The following is a 14511-nucleotide window of genomic DNA, read 5'->3' as shown; positions in this document are numbered from 1 at the left end:
AATTAACCTTGGAGGGCAGGATGGAAGTGCATGACAAGATTCGGACGTTAAGGGAAGTCAATCAGTGGACGCAGGAAGAGATGGCGGAAAAATTGGAAATGTCGGTTAACGGGTATTCGAAAATAGAACGCGGGAAAAGCGGTATCAATCTCGACAAGCTGCGCCAGATTGCCCAGATTTTCAATATCGATGTGGTTGAGCTGCTGGCGGAGCAGAACCGATCGTTTTTCTTCTCTATCGGCGACAATACCAATAACCATCATAATATTATCGGCTCTGATGAAATGCTGGTGTTTGAAAATGAAAAATTGAGGTCGCTGCTGGATGCAAAGGATGAATTGATCAGGCAGAAAGATAGTGAAATCGCAGTATTGAAAAAGTTGGTCATTTTGCTGGAAGAGAAAAAATAGCAATGTTACCGAAAACAAAAAATGCCGTCTGGAAAATGTTCAGACGGCATTTTGTATGGAAACATCGGGCGTTTAGTTTCCGTAAACGGGGTATTTGTCGCACAAGGCAGTCACTTGTCCGCGGACTTTGGCGAGGTTGGCTTCGTCTTCGGGATTAGCCAATACATCGGCAACCAAGTTCGACAATACGCGAGCGTCGGTTTCGTTAAAGCCGCGAGTGGTCATGGCGGCGGAACCGATGCGGATGCCGGAGGTAACGAACGGTTTTTCCGGATCGTTCGGGATGGCGTTTTTGTTGACGGTGATGTGCGCTTTGCCCAAAGCGGCTTCGGCGGCTTTGCCGGTGATTTTCATCGGTTGCAGGTCGACGAGGAAAACGTGGCTTTCGGTGCGGCCGGAAACGATGCGCAAACCGCGTTTAACCAACTCTTCCGCCATGACGGCAGCATTGATTTTCACTTGTTTTGCGTATTGTTTGAACTCGGGTTGCAACGCTTCTTTAAACGCTACGGCTTTGGCGGCGATAACGTGCATCAACGGACCGCCTTGCAGGCTTGGGAAGATGGAAGAGTTCAGCGCTTTTTCGTGGGTATTGTCACGGCACAAAATCACACCGCCGCGAGGGCCGCGTAGGGTTTTGTGGGTGGTAGTGGTTACGAAGTCGCAGAATGGCACGGGGTTAGGATATTCGCCGCCGGCAACCAGTCCGGCATAGTGCGCCATGTCGACAAAGAGGTATGCGCCGACTTTATCGGCGATTTCGCGGAATTTTGCCCAGTCGATTTGCAACGCGTAGGCAGACGCGCCCGCCACAATCATTTTGGGTTTGTGTTCGAGCGCGAGGCGTTCGACTTCGGCATAATCGAGGACTTCGTTTTCATCCAAGCCATAAGTAACGGCATTGTAGAGTTTGCCGGAAATATTAACGCTCGCGCCGTGGGTCAGGTGTCCGCCGTGCGCCAGAGACATACCCAAAATGGTGTCGCCCGGTTTTAAAACGGAAGCATATACGGCTTGGTTGGCTTGGGAACCGGAGTGCGGTTGAACGTTGGCATAGGCTGCGCCAAACAGTTCTTTTACGCGGTCGATTGCCAATTGTTCGACAATATCGACGTATTCGCAGCCGCCGTAGTAGCGTTTTGCGGGATAGCCTTCGGCGTATTTGTTGGTCAATTGCGAACCTTGTGCCTCCATCACGGCGCAGCTGACGTAGTTTTCAGAGGCAATCAGCTCGACGTGGTCTTGCTGGCGTCGGTCTTCTTGGGCAATGGCTGCTGCCAAATCGGGGTCATATTGTGCGAGGGTAACGCTTTTTGAAAACATATTCTCGGCTCCTTTGTGTAATCAGGGTATCATGAGCGTTTTTCGTATAAAAAAATACTTCAAAACCTAAGGCAGATAGCCCATAATGCGTAAATTTTCTTTGGCATTATCAGGTAATTTATTTAACATGCCGGTTTTTAGCGTCTCATCACCTTTGTTTAGCACAAGGCTAATCAAAGGCAATACATCAAATGGTAAATTTTCGGCAGTTTGTGCAAAATCAATCAAATAACCAGCACCAACCACATCTTTATCAGCCATAACCCGCTGATACACCACTTGCCAAGACAATTCTTCCTGCCCCGCCATGTCTTAAAATCAGATGAATGGCTTGTAATGCTGTGTTTGGCGTCTCACAAATTGCCAAGATCTGCTCAGAAGCTTGCTTGATGGCTTGTATTTTTGTTTGATTACTCACAATTTCCCCCTATTTTAATAATTAACTTAATGCGGTCAAATTCACAAAATACAAGCTTCACCTCTAATCACCCGTCACTCGACCTTCTCGGCGTGGATCGACACCACCAACCAGCCTGCTTGGCTCGATAATAATGGCTTGAACACCTGAATTTAGCTCACGCACATCAGTCTTATAGCCCAAATCATTTAATGTTTGTTGCCACTGGACGGCGGTTGTACCCGTTTCTAGTTCATAGCTACCAAAGCGATTTAATAAATTGGGTGCACTGATGGCATCTTGGATATCCATATTCCAGTCACTATGTGCCACAATCGTCTTAGCGACATAGCCAATGATACGGCTACCACCTGGAGAGCCGATTGCCATATAAGGCTTGCCTGCTTTAAATACGATGGTTGGTGTCATTGAGGAGCGTGGTCTCTTGCCAGGCTCGACACGATTGGCGACCTGTTTGCCCTGCTTTATTGGCTCAAAACTAAAGTCTGTCAGCTCATTATTCAGCAGGTAGCCATTTGCCATCAAAGTTGAGCCAAACGCATTTTCAATGGAAGTCGTCATTGATAGCACATTGCCCGCCTTATCCACAATTGATATATGACTGGTAGAAGGTAACTCAATCGCTTGTGAGGACGCCCACTCATGAATAAAATCGCCTGCAGATACGCTAGGCAATGCCTTATCCGACTGCTCAAGCAGCTGGCTGCGATGTTTTAGGTAGTCTTTAGAAATCAACTGGCGAATGGGTACTGGTACAAAATCAGGGTCGCCCAAATATACATCACGATCCGCAAACGCAAGCCTAGAAGCATCGCCCAAGAGACGCAAACCTTCAGCATCATACCCCACCCGATTGGGTGAAAATTCATTTAAAATCCCCAAAATCTGACCCACAGCAATCCCACCTGAGCTTGGTGCACCCATACCGCATACTTCATAAATACGATAAGTCACACAAACAGGCGGGCGTTCCACCACTTGATAATCAGATAAATTTTGCAAGGATAATTGACCGGGGTTATCCTTAGCATTTTGGACAACTGAAACAATATTTTGGGCATATTTACCAGTATGCAGAGCTTTTGCACCTTGAGCTGCTAACGCCTGAACACTGTCAGCAAATTCTAAATTTTTCAGCAAGCTGCCTGCTTGTAGCGGCACACCATTCGGCAAAAAATAAGCGGCTGTTTTTGGATAGCGTGCCAAATGCTGCTGATTTTGCTCAACCGAGATGGCAAGCCTTGGCGACACCTCAAAGCCTTGTTTTGCCAAGTGGATCGGCGTATCAAATAATTTTCCCCAAGGCAATACACCGTATCGCTGATGTATTGTCTCCGTCAGTTTAGGGATAGCAGGCGTACCTACCGAGCGACCACCGCTTCCATAAATTTCAATGGTTAACCATCTTTATCCAAAAATAATTCTGGCGTCGCACGCATCGGTGCCGTCTCACGCCCATCAAATGTGGTCAATGTTTTGGCGGTATTGTCCCAATACAACACAAATGCACCACCGCCCAAGCCTGACGACTGTGGCTCTACCAAGCTTAGTGTCGTCTGCACCGCCACCATCGCATCTGCAGCGCTACCGCCTTGCTTTAAGATATCATAGCCAGCTTGTGTTGCTAATGGATTGGCTGACGCTACTATAAAATCACTTGCAATTACCTGCTTTTGTTCGGTCAGTCCCGTTACATGTTCAGGCGTGTGAGCGTCTGCACCTGCGATGACAGCAGAATTAGTATTAACCTTACCTTGATTGGCATGGATGACTTGACATCCGGAGATTACCATAGACATTATCAATGCAGTCAATAAATATGTTTTAGCCACAAGCACTCCTTCGCCTGAGTTTGATTGATAATTCATACAAAGCATGCTGATTATTGTATGTAATATGGCTAAATAATTCAATCCAAACTATCAATCTTGACCATCAAAAAAAGACCGCTAATGTCATCAGCAGTCTTTTTTGATATTTATTTTAAGATATTAAGTAATCAGACCTTTGGGCTATGCTCTTCAATGAGTGGTTTTAGCTCACCTGATTGGTACATTTGTAGGATAATATCACTACCACCGATTAACTCACCATTAACCCAAAGCCGTGGAAAGGTTGGCCAATTGGCGATGAGTGGTAGAGTACTGCGAATTTCTGGATTTTCTAGGATATTAACAAAAGCAAAGGGTCTGCCAATTTGGGTCGGCACCTCTACTGCGCGCGCTGAAAATCCACATTGGGGAAACTGGGGCGTGCCTTTCATATGCAGTAGGAAGGGCTGAAAATTTATGCGTAAAGCGGAAGATTGTCAACGATTTTATCGGACGGTGGGGCGGTTTTCTGCGGACGGTGTTGCCGTGTATAACAAAACACTGGATAAAAATATTATCTTTGTTATAATTAATGTAAAGATTCAATTTGACTTTTTAACCGTAAACCAAGAGAGGAAAGCGATTATGTTCCCAGAATACCGTGATTTGATTTCCAAATTGAAACAGGAAAATTCCCGCTTCGCCCGTCTGTTCGACGAGCATAACGAGCTGGACGATAAAATTACCGGTCTGGCCAACAATCCGGTTACCAGCGGTGCGGAAACCATCGATGAGCTGAAAAAAGCCAAATTGAAACTGAAAGACGAGTTGTACGCCATCCTGCAAAAAGCGGCGGGCAAATAAATTTGAGCTTTAATTTTTAAAATACCGTCTGAAAATTTTTCAGACGGTATTTTTATCGTTCGGAAAGGCAGTTTTCTGTTTTTCCGGAGGGTATGCTTGAAATATCGGCGCAGTATCGGATTCACGCTGCCGCCGGTCTTTATCAGTACGGTCTCTGCCTATTTTGAATGCAGACGGTTGAGGTAATCCACTTCTTCGCTGCTGCCCATAATGACGGCGACGCGTTGGTGCAGGCTTTCGGGCTGTATATCGAGCATGGCTTGATATGCGTTGCTTGCCGATGCGCCCGCCTGTTCGAGTATCAGGGCCATAGGGTTGGCTTCGTACATCAGGCGCAGTTTGCCGGGTTTGGACGGGTCGCGTTTGTCTTGCAGATACATGAACACGCCGCCGCGCATCAGGATGCGGTGGATTTCGGCAACCATACTGGCTACCCAGCGCATATTGTAGTTTTTGCCGCGCGTACCGGTTTCGCCCGCCAAGAGCTCGTCGACGTATTGTTGAACGGGGGGTAGCCAGTGGCGGCGGTTAGACATATTGATGGCGAATTCTTTGGTACTTTCGGGTACTTTCGGGTTTTCTTTGGTCAGCACAAATTCGTTTTCGGCATTGAGTGTAAATACGTACACGCCGTGTCCGAATGTGAATACGAGCTGGGTTTGAGGCCCGTAGAGGACATAGCCTGCGGCAAGCTGCTGTCTGCCCGTTTGAAGGAATGATTCGGTTGCCAATGCGCCTTCGGGTTTGGCGAGAATGGAGAAAATCGTACCGACGGAAATGTTGACATCAATATTGGACGATCCGTCTAAAGGGTCGAATAGGACGAGATAGCGTCCGTTTTCACCGGCACTTACGAAAGTGTCTTCTTCCTCGCTTGCCAAACCGGCAACGGCAGGGTTGGCTTTGAGTGTGTCAATCATAATGTTGTTGGCGATAACATCCAGTTTTTTCTGGTCTTCACCCTGAATATTGCCCGTGCCCGCCATACCCAATACGCCGGCAAGTGCGCCGAGGCGGACTTTGGCGTTGATTTCGGTACAGGCGGAAACGACGGACAGCAAAACGCCGCCGAGTGCTTCGGGCAGTTGGTTTTGTTGCAGGTGTTCGGGGAGGAATCGGGTCAGTGTGTCCATGGTTTGCTCGTTTCGGAAAGGTTTGTGCCGTCTGAAAGGCGGCAGATTGCTGCGGGGCGTTCCTTTGGTGCGTTTCGCCGGATATCGCGTGGGATTGTAGTGGAAAAAAACGGCGCGGGGCAAGTCGGAACGCGGCAGGCGGATCGAGAAGTACAAGATGCCAAATTTATTTTTAAAAAATATTGACATTATATATATATATAGTGATAACATATTTTACAAATAAACTTAAATATAGGTAGATGAAAATGAAGAAACTGATTTTGTTGTCGGTGGCTGCGATGTTGGTGACGGCATGTACTTACGCAGACCGCCGTTTTGTAACTCAAGAATCTGCAGCGGAAATACAGGCGAAAAGTCGTGCCATTCAGATAAGCGAGCGTGCCGAGCGTGCCGAATACCGTAAAGAACGCCGGGAAGAAATGATGGATGCGGCACGCGCCATCAAAAAGGCAAACGAAAATTCACCCAATATTTATTTTATCCGATAAAACTCCAGTTGGATTAGTTTTTTCTTTATTTTGAGATAATAGGACAGGTATGAAAAACTTGAAAAATATTTCCGTTGTTGCTGTGTGTGCCGTTTTGCTTGCTGCCTGCGCTTCTGAAAATTCTGTAGCCAACTATGCTATCGGCGACGATTCGGCCGTAATCAAGGCTGGTCGTAACCGTGCCGAAGCGCGAATTAGCCGTGCGGAACTGGCGCAACACCGCCGTCAACGTAAAAATGTTTCTGAGGAGTTGGCTTTGGAACGTGAAAAACGTGCCAATAAGCATGACGCAATCCGTCAAGGTATGGGTACGGCTGCCGGTGGTCTGATGCTGCTGAACGGTGTGGTTGGTACCGTGGGTGTAATGAAAAGCGTGTTCTGATTTTTGAATACTGGTTTTATGCAGAACCGGACGATATGGAGTGTGTATCGCCCGGTTTTGTTTGTTTGACGGAAGATGCCGTCTGAAGGGTTTCAGACGGCATCGGGGTCAGCGGATTTTGTTGTCCAACAGGTAGCGCGCGCCTTCGTCTTGCGCCAGCAGCCGTGTCAGGGCGGGGAGGTTTGCCGCCAATTGTTCGGCTAAAAGGTAAGGGGGATTAATCACGAACATTCCGCTGCCGTGCATACCGAAACCGTCGGTTTTCGGCGCGTGGACGTGCAGTTCGGCGTAAAGGTAGTTGTCGGGCAGGAGTTTTTTCAATTCTTCCGGCAGCTTGCGGCTTTCTTCGCGGCTGAGGCAGGGATACCAAATGAGATAACAGCCGGACTCAAACCGTTTTAAAGCGGCTTTCAGCGTTTCCGTTACACGCCGGTAGTCCTGTTTTTCCTCATAGGGCGGGTCGATGAGAATAACAGCGCGTCGCGGCGGGGGCGGCAGCAGGGAAATCAGCCCTTTGTAACCGTCTTCGCGCAACACTTGTCCGCGTTTGCCCAATCCCGCTTCGCCCATATTGTTTTGCAGATGGACAAAGTCGGCAGGGTGCAGCTCAAACAGGCGCAATTTGTCGCCGATGCGGATCAGCGATTGCGCCAGCCACGGAGAGCCGCAGTAAAGTTCGGGCGAGGGTAGGATTTTTTGTATGTGCGCGGCAAAGTCAGAGAGTTCGGCAGGCAGGTTTTGCGCCTGTCGGAGCAGGGCGATGCCTTGCCGGTATTCGCCGACTTTCTGCGCCTCGCTGCCTTCGAGATTGTACAAACCCGCGCCGCCGTGCGTGTCGATGTACCAGTAGGGCTTGTCTTTGCGGTTGAAATATTGCAGCACTAAAAACAAGGTGAAGTGTTTGAGCATATCGGCGTGGTTGCCGGCGTGAAATGCGTGTCTGTAACTGAGCATGGTATGTATGAAAGCCGTTTGTGCGGAAATGCCGTCTGAACGCGGGAACATGGTTTCAGACGGCATGACGTAATGGAAAACAAATGCCGAATCAGCGTTTTTCGCCGATTTTGCTTTCTTTGCCTTTAATCAGGTTGAGGATGTTGCTCTTATGGCGGAGCAACACCAATATGGCGATTGCGAGGGTTGCGAAAATCCAAGAAGTATGCGGCATAAAAAACAGTGCGGCAAGGGGGGCGGCGGTTGTGGCGACCAGCGCGGCAAGGGAGGATACTTTGAAGCCGAATGCCATCACAAGCCAAATCAACGCGCAGACCAAGGCAGTTGCAGGAGAGAGTGCCAGAAGCACGCCCAATGCCGTTGCCACGCCTTTGCCGCCCTTAAATCCGAAAAACACCGGCCACATATGCCCGACCAGCGCGGCGAGTGCGACGGCGGCGATTGCGCTGTCGGATAAACCGAGCGGTTCTTGAAGCACGCGTGCAAGCAAAACGGCAACCAAACCTTTGGCGGCATCGCCCAAGAGCGTCAGCGCGGCCGCCTTTTTTTTGCCGCTGCGTAAAACATTGGTCGCGCCGGGATTGCCCGATCCGTAGGTGCGCGGGTCGTCCATCCCGTAATACTTGGAAACGATGACGGCGAAAGAAAGTGAACCGATTAAATAGGAAACGGCGACGGCCGGTATGTTGAACATTTGCGGTACTTTACTTAGAATGGTGCGGTTATTTTAGCAAAAAACGGGGCGGATTATGGATAAAATCTTTTTGCACGGCATGAAGGCGGATACGCTTATCGGCGTGTACGGCTGGGAACGCGAACGGTTGCAGACCCTGATTGTCGATTTGGACATCGGCGTTCCCGAGAAAGCGGGTTCGGACGACGATATTGCCAATACGGTGCATTATGCCGAGGTATGCGAAACGCTGCGCCGACATCTGAAAGAACAGGATTTCCTGCTTTTGGAAGCGTTGGCGGAATATATTGCCGATTTGGTTTTGGGATATTTCGGCGCGGTGTGGGTGCACGTGAAAATCGTCAAGCCGGGTATTTTGGAAGGCGTGCGCGAGGTTGGAGTGGAAATCGAGCGCGGCAAGCGTGAAGATTGAACGGCAGAATAGGAAACGGAAAGGAGATATGAAGTGGATTTGAGGGAAGTAAAATTAGGCGGCGAAACCATTTACGAGGGCGGTTTCGTCAGTATCAGCAGGGATAAGGTCAGGCTGCCCAACGGCAATGAAGGGCAGCGCATCGTCATCCGGCATCCGGGCGCGGCGTGCGTGTTGGCGGTAACGGATGACGAAAAGGTCGTTTTGGTGCGGCAGTGGCGTTATGCGGCAAATCAGGCGACATTGGAACTTCCTGCGGGCAAGCTGGATGTGGCGGGCGAGGATATGGCAGCGTGTGCGCTGCGAGAATTGGCGGAGGAAACGCCTTATGTTGCCGACAGCGTGCGCCTGCTGTACAGTTTTTATACGGCGGTCGGTTTTTGCAATGAAAAAATGTATCTGTTCGAGGCGGAAGGCGTGCGCTTGGGCAGTACGCTTTCTAATGATGAAGATGAAATAACGGAAACCGTGCTGATGTCGAAAGATGAAGTCCGTCAGGCATTGGCAAACGATGAAATTAAAGACGGTAAAACATTAATCGGTTTGCAATACTGGCTGATGAAGGATTGACAGGATGTTGGAACCGCCCGCCGGAGTAAGTCGGCGGGCATTTTGTTTGGCGGATCGGATATGCCTTTTCGGCTTGTCTCTGGGTGCGTACTTTAAAGTAATTCGTGCTTTAGTAATAAGAGGGAAAAGGGTATGATAATTACCCAAACGAACGTGATAATTTTTAAGAATGGGTAATAATGAATATCTTCGTTACTGATTTTTCTTACTGGTTTATGAGTTTATTAACGCTTTCTTATATACCGTCCGTTCATTCATCGGATGATGATATTGATTTTGGCAAAAGGATTATGACGGTTACTTTTTTGCATTTTTAGGCACAGTGATAGAGCGTTTTTTAAGAAAAAGCCTTGGTAGGTTTATCCTCCCAAGGCTTTTTCTTTGTTATAGACCTAAAAGCCCAATTTGAATTTGAGAACGGTATAGTGGATTAAATTTAAACCGGTACGGCGTTGCCTCGCCTTGCCGTACTATCTGTACTGTCTGCGGCTCGCCGCCTTGTCCTGATTTAAATTTAATCCACTATAATTGGCACAGGCAGTATTTAAACAAGCGAAGCCAATTTATAGATTATGTCAAAACCAAAGGAAGCAATTTTTTGCGGTTATTTGACTGCCGTCCCTATCTTCAGCCCGAGCCAAGTCAGCAGCAGCGAACCTGCCGTGTGTAGGAAAATATTGGCAAGTGCCGAAGCGGGACGGTTCGATTGGAGCAGGGTTACGGTTTCCAGTGAAAATCCGGAAAGCGTGGTCAGGCTGCCGAAAAAACCGGTAATCAGCAGCAGCTTCCATTGCGGATGGCTGACGGTTTCGGCAAAGATGCCGATGAGCAGCGCGCCCGTCCAGTTGGCAAACAGGTTGCCTGTGGCGGGAGACAACGATGCGGGGACGGCGAGGTTGAGCAGCCAACGCGCCGTTGTGCCGAATATTGCACCGATGGAAAGGGGGAGGATGTTGGAAAGCATGGTTTTGTCTGCCTATGCCGTCTGAAGGCTACAGCCATATGCCGCGCTCGGACTTCAGATAGCGGTTGTCGTCGAAAGTGTTGATCCAATGGGGCTTCAGTGCCACGAAAATGGCAGTTGAAATGCCGCTGAGGAAGGCTTCCGCCCACGCCAGCAGAATAAAGACGGGCAGGGCGGTCGTCCACAATATTTCGGACGGAAAAGCGTTTGCGGCATCCAAAATACCGATCAGCACCAGCCCGGTCAGCAGAATGCCGGCGGCGGAAGCGAGAAAGCCGTTGACGAAAATAAAGATGAAAATATTGGGCGGCAGACGGTTGACCAGCATACGCGACAGGCGGTTGACGACAAGCGCGGGCAGTATCAGCACCAAAGCGTTCGGCGGATATGCGCCGGCAGAACCGGCAAACAGCAGGCAGTAGGGCAGCATCAGCAGCGCGGCAAGCCAAAGGGCGGCGGAGGTATCCACCATCAGTGTAACCAGATTGACGGCAAGCAGGTGGTAGTTCATCTGGGCAAGCTGTCCGCCGCCGACAGAGGCGTTCAGACACCATGCTGCGGAAAAAATTACGGTACACAGGGGAAGGGCGGAACGGTAGCGGGCAAGCGAACGGAATGCCGACGGCGCGGAAGCTGCCAGTATCAGGATAAGGACAATCCACGAAACCGACAGTACCACATCTGAAAACCAGACTGTTTGGAAAATCATGGTAATGCCGCAAAGATTAAGGGAAGGGGCGGCTATTATACTGTCGGCGGGGGCAAACCGAAAGCCGAATCGGTTTCGGCAGAATTGCCGGCCGGTTGTTTTTTTTGGGCTGGAAACACGTTAAAATAAACTCGGTTAATCGTTTGTCTTGCGGGAAACGGCATATGTTTTGGATAGTTTTGATCGTTATTTTGTTGCTTGCGCTTGCCGGCCTGTTTTTTGTCCGCGCACAATCCGAACGCGAGTGGATGCGCGAGGTTTCTGCGTGGCAGGAAAAGAAAGGGGAAAAACAGGCGGAGCTGCCTGAAATCAAAGACGGTATGCCCGATTTTCCCGAGTTTTCCCTGATGCTTTTCCATGCCGTCAAAACGGCAGTGTATTGGCTGTTTGTCGGTGCCGTCCGTTTCTGCCGAAACTATCTGGCGCACGAATCCGAACCGGACAGGCCCGTTCCGCCTGCTTCTGCAAACCGTGCGGATGTTCCGACCGCATCCGACGGGTATTCAGACAGTGGAAACGGGACGGAAGAAGCGGAAACGGAAGCAGCAGAAGCTGCGGAGGAAGAGGCTGCCGATACGGAAGACATTGCAACTGCCGTAATCGACAACCGCCGCATCCCATTCGACCGGAGTATTGCTGAAGGGTTGATGCAGTCTGAAAGCAAAACTTCGCCCGTCCGTCCGGTTTTTAAGGAAATCACTTTGGAAGAAGCAACGCGTGCTTTAAGCAGCGCGGCTTTAAGGGAAACGAAAAAACGCTATATCGATGCATTTGAGAAAAACGGAACAGCCGTCCCCAAAGTACGCGTGTCCGATACCCCGATGGAAGGGCTGCAGATTATCGGTTTGGACGACCCTGTGCTTCAACGCACGTATTCCCGTATGTTTGATGCGGACAAAGAAGCGTTTTCCGAGTCTGCGGATTACGGATTTGAGCCGTATTTTGAGAAGCAGCATCCGTCTGCCTTTTCTGCAGTCAAAGCCGAAAATGCACGGAATGCGCCGTTCCGCCGTCATGCAGGGCAGGAGAAAGGGCAGGCGGAGGCAAAATCCCCGGATGTTTCCCAAGGGCAGTCCGTTTCAGACGGCACAGCCGTCCGCGATGCCCGCCGCCGCGTTTCCGTCAATTTGAAAGAACCGAACAAGGCAACGGTTTCTGCGGAGGCGCGGATTTCGCGCCTGATTCCGGAAAGTCGGACGGTTGTCGGGAAACGGGATGTCGAAATGCCGTCTGAAACCGAAAATGTTTTCACGGAAACCGTTTCGTCTGTGGGATACGGCGGTCCGGTTTATGATGAAGCTGCCGATATCCATATTGAAGAGCCTGCCGCGCCCGATGCTTGGGTGGTCGAACCACCCGAAGTGCCGGAGGTAGCCGTACCCGAAATCGATATTCTGCCGCCGCCTCCCGTATCGGAAATCTACAACCGTACCTATGAGCCGCCGGCAGGATTCGAGCAGGCGCAACGCAGCCGCATTGCCGAAACCGACCATCTTGCCGCTGATGTTTTGAATGGAGGTTGGCAGGAGGAAACCGCCGCTATTGCAGATGACGGCAGTGAGGGTGCGGCAGAGCGGTCAAGCGGGCAATATCTGTCGGAAACCGAAGCGTTCGGGCATGACAGTCAGGCGGTTTGTCCGTTTGAAGATGTGCCGTCTGAACGCCCGTCCTGCCGGGTATCGGATACGGAAGCGGATGAAGGGGCGTTCCAATCGGAAGAGACCGGTGCGGTATCCGAACACCTGCCGACAACCGACCTGCTTCTGCCTCCGCTGTTCAATCCCGAGGCGACGCAAACCGAAGAAGAACTGTTGGAAAACAGCATCACCATCGAAGAAAAATTGGCGGAGTTCAAAGTCAAGGTCAAGGTTGTCGATTCTTATTCCGGCCCCGTGATTACGCGTTATGAAATCGAACCCGATGTCGGCGTGCGCGGCAATTCCGTTCTGAATTTGGAAAAAGACTTGGCGCGTTCGCTCGGCGTGGCTTCCATCCGCGTTGTCGAAACCATCCCCGGCAAAACCTGCATGGGTTTGGAACTTCCGAACCCGAAACGCCAAATGATACGCCTGAGCGAAATTTTCAATTCGCCCGAGTTTGCCGAATCCAAATCCAAGCTGACGCTCGCGCTCGGTCAGGACATCACCGGACAGCCCGTCGTAACCGACTTGGGCAAAGCACCGCATTTGCTGGTTGCCGGCACGACCGGTTCGGGCAAATCGGTGGGTGTCAACGCGATGATTCTGTCCATGCTTTTCAAAGCCGCGCCGGAAGACGTGCGTATGATTATGATCGATCCGAAAATGCTGGAATTGAGCATTTACGAAGGCATCACGCACCTGCTCGCCCCTGTCGTTACCGATATGAAGCTGGCGGCAAACGCGCTGAACTGGTGTGTTAACGAAATGGAAAAACGCTACCGCCTGATGAGCTTTATGGGCGTGCGCAATCTTGCGGGCTTCAACCAAAAAATCGCCGAAGCCGCAGCAAGGGGAGAAAAAATCGGCAATCCGTTCAGCCTCACGCCCGACGATCCCGAACCTTTGGAAAAACTGCCGTTTATCGTGGTCGTGGTCGATGAGTTTGCCGATTTGATGATGACGGCAGGCAAGAAAATCGAAGAACTGATTGCGCGCCTCGCCCAAAAAGCCCGCGCGGCAGGCATCCACCTTATCCTTGCCACACAACGCCCCAGCGTCGATGTCATCACGGGTCTGATTAAGGCGAACATCCCGACGCGTATCGCGTTCCAAGTGTCCAGCAAAATCGACAGCCGCACGATTCTCGACCAAATGGGCGCGGAAAACCTGCTCGGTCAGGGCGATATGCTGTTCCTGCCGCCGGGTACTGCCTATCCGCAACGCGTTCACGGCGCGTTTGCCTCGGATGAAGAGGTGCACCGCGTGGTCGAATATTTGAAACAGTTTGGCGAGCCGGACTATGTTGACGATATTTTGAGCGGCGGCGGCAGCGAAGAGCTGCCCGGTATCGGGCGCAGCGGCGACGGCGAAACCGATCCGATGTACGACGAGGCTGTATCCGTTGTCCTGAAAACGCGCAAAGCCAGCATTTCGGGCGTACAGCGCGCCTTGCGCATCGGCTACAACCGCGCCGCGCGTCTGATTGACCAGATGGAGGCGGAAGGCATTGTGTCCGCACCGGAACACAACGGCAACCGTACGATTCTCGTCCCCTTGGACAATGCTTGATTTTTTTGCAAATAGAAATGCCGTCTGAAGACTGTTTCAGACGGCATTTTTATAGTGGATTAACAAAAATCAGGACAAGGCGGCGAAGCCGCAGACAGTACAAATAGTACGGCAAGGCGAGGCAACACCGTACCGGTTTAAATTTAATCCACTATATCAGACGTTTG

Annotated in this window: 17 protein-coding genes and 2 pseudogenes; 8 read left to right on the top strand and 11 right to left on the bottom strand. The window is 50.5% G+C overall.

Features of this window, described 5'->3' with window-relative positions; genetic code table 11:
- Positions 1-20 precede the first annotated feature (20 nt).
- Complete coding sequence (locus tag HT085_RS04750; RefSeq protein ID WP_003688532.1) at positions 21-410, top strand: helix-turn-helix domain-containing protein; 390 nt, start codon at positions 21-23, stop codon at positions 408-410.
- 72 nt (positions 411-482) lie between these two features.
- Here HT085_RS04750 and glyA read toward each other — a convergent pair whose 3' ends face one another.
- The 5 genes and pseudogenes from glyA to HT085_RS04725 all read right to left on the bottom strand — a co-directional run bounded on the left by glyA (position 483) and on the right by HT085_RS04725 (position 4414).
- Entirely contained in the window at positions 483-1733 is a 1251-nt protein-coding gene (gene glyA, locus HT085_RS04745; protein WP_003691112.1) for a serine hydroxymethyltransferase, read from the bottom strand.
- 66 nt (positions 1734-1799) lie between these two features.
- Entirely contained in the window at positions 1800-2042 is a 243-nt protein-coding gene (locus HT085_RS04740; RefSeq protein ID WP_003704095.1) for a hypothetical protein, read from the bottom strand.
- Positions 1987-2151, bottom strand: coding sequence for a hypothetical protein (locus HT085_RS04735; RefSeq protein WP_162098495.1), 165 nt, complete (start codon positions 2149-2151; stop codon positions 1987-1989). Before HT085_RS04735 ends, HT085_RS04740 begins: the two co-directional genes overlap by 56 nt.
- 63 nt (positions 2152-2214) lie before the next feature.
- Positions 2215-3983: pseudogene (gene ggt, locus HT085_RS04730) on the bottom strand (gamma-glutamyltransferase).
- A gap of 167 nt (positions 3984-4150) precedes the next feature.
- Entirely contained in the window at positions 4151-4414 is a 264-nt protein-coding gene (locus tag HT085_RS04725; protein ID WP_017146830.1) for a glutaredoxin family protein, read from the bottom strand.
- Between the two features lie 193 nt (positions 4415-4607).
- Between HT085_RS04725 and HT085_RS04720 the strand changes: the two genes are divergently transcribed.
- A complete protein-coding gene (locus tag HT085_RS04720) occupies positions 4608-4826 on the top strand; it encodes an HP1242/YdcH family protein (protein ID WP_003688536.1) in 219 nt (72 codons plus the stop codon).
- Positions 4827-4984: 158 nt separating this feature from the next.
- On the opposite strand, the gene HT085_RS04715 is transcribed toward HT085_RS04720, so the two are convergent.
- Positions 4985-5959: a class 1 fructose-bisphosphatase gene (locus tag HT085_RS04715; RefSeq protein WP_003691115.1), complete on the bottom strand. Its 975-nt coding sequence runs from the start codon at positions 5957-5959 to the stop codon at positions 4985-4987.
- Positions 5960-5983: 24 nt separating this feature from the next.
- On the opposite strand from HT085_RS04715, the gene HT085_RS04710 reads away from it, so the two are divergent.
- From HT085_RS04710 to HT085_RS04700, 3 genes are read left to right on the top strand one after another with little or no spacing between them, the layout of a single operon-like run.
- Positions 5984-6145, top strand: coding sequence for a hypothetical protein (locus tag HT085_RS04710; protein ID WP_153707865.1), 162 nt, complete (start codon positions 5984-5986; stop codon positions 6143-6145).
- A 56-nt stretch (positions 6146-6201) separates the two neighbouring features.
- Positions 6202-6450: a hypothetical protein gene (locus HT085_RS04705; protein WP_003688538.1), complete on the top strand. Its 249-nt coding sequence runs from the start codon at positions 6202-6204 to the stop codon at positions 6448-6450.
- A 49-nt stretch (positions 6451-6499) separates the two neighbouring features.
- Positions 6500-6832 carry an NGK_0946 family protein gene (locus HT085_RS04700; RefSeq protein WP_003688540.1) on the top strand — a complete coding sequence of 111 codons (333 nt, stop codon included), beginning with the start codon at positions 6500-6502 and terminating at the stop codon, positions 6830-6832.
- Positions 6833-6940: 108 nt separating this feature from the next.
- Here the strand turns inward: HT085_RS04700 and HT085_RS04695 are convergent, their stop codons facing one another.
- Positions 6941-7786 (bottom strand): 23S rRNA (adenine(2030)-N(6))-methyltransferase RlmJ, encoded by an 846-nt coding sequence (locus HT085_RS04695; RefSeq protein WP_003691119.1) that lies wholly within the window; start codon positions 7784-7786, stop codon positions 6941-6943.
- A 91-nt stretch (positions 7787-7877) separates the two neighbouring features.
- Positions 7878-8480, bottom strand: coding sequence for a glycerol-3-phosphate 1-O-acyltransferase PlsY (gene plsY, locus HT085_RS04690; protein ID WP_003691121.1), 603 nt, complete (start codon positions 8478-8480; stop codon positions 7878-7880).
- Positions 8481-8535: 55 nt separating this feature from the next.
- Here plsY and folB point away from each other — a divergent pair, with 55 nt between their 5' ends.
- Both folB and HT085_RS04680 read left to right on the top strand, forming a co-directional pair.
- Entirely contained in the window at positions 8536-8892 is a 357-nt protein-coding gene (folB, locus tag HT085_RS04685; protein ID WP_003688545.1) for a dihydroneopterin aldolase, read from the top strand.
- Positions 8893-8925: 33 nt separating this feature from the next.
- Entirely contained in the window at positions 8926-9462 is a 537-nt protein-coding gene (locus tag HT085_RS04680; RefSeq protein ID WP_003688546.1) for an NUDIX hydrolase, read from the top strand.
- Positions 9463-9855: 393 nt separating this feature from the next.
- Here the strand turns inward: HT085_RS04680 and HT085_RS04675 are convergent.
- The 3 genes and pseudogenes from HT085_RS04675 to HT085_RS04665 form a co-directional block, all read right to left on the bottom strand.
- Positions 9856-9989, bottom strand: a pseudogene (locus HT085_RS04675) (IS5/IS1182 family transposase); the annotation flags it as partial.
- 77 nt (positions 9990-10066) lie between these two features.
- Positions 10067-10426: a CrcB family protein gene (locus HT085_RS04670; protein WP_003688548.1), complete on the bottom strand. Its 360-nt coding sequence runs from the start codon at positions 10424-10426 to the stop codon at positions 10067-10069.
- Between the two features lie 28 nt (positions 10427-10454).
- Positions 10455-11135, bottom strand: a complete 681-nt coding sequence (locus tag HT085_RS04665) for a membrane protein (protein ID WP_003691122.1) — start codon at positions 11133-11135, stop codon at positions 10455-10457.
- Positions 11136-11299: 164 nt separating this feature from the next.
- Between HT085_RS04665 and HT085_RS04660 the strand changes: the two genes are divergently transcribed.
- On the top strand, positions 11300-14344 hold the full coding sequence (locus HT085_RS04660; RefSeq protein WP_003691123.1) for a DNA translocase FtsK: 3045 nt from the start codon (positions 11300-11302) through the stop codon (positions 14342-14344).
- Positions 14345-14511: the final 167 nt, after the last annotated feature.

The sequence above is a fragment of the Neisseria gonorrhoeae genome (genome assembly GCF_013030075.1).
GTDB classification, from domain to species: domain Bacteria; phylum Pseudomonadota; class Gammaproteobacteria; order Burkholderiales; family Neisseriaceae; genus Neisseria; species Neisseria gonorrhoeae.
Note: the sequence above shows the minus strand (reverse complement) of the source record. Positions and strands in the feature narration are given on the sequence as shown.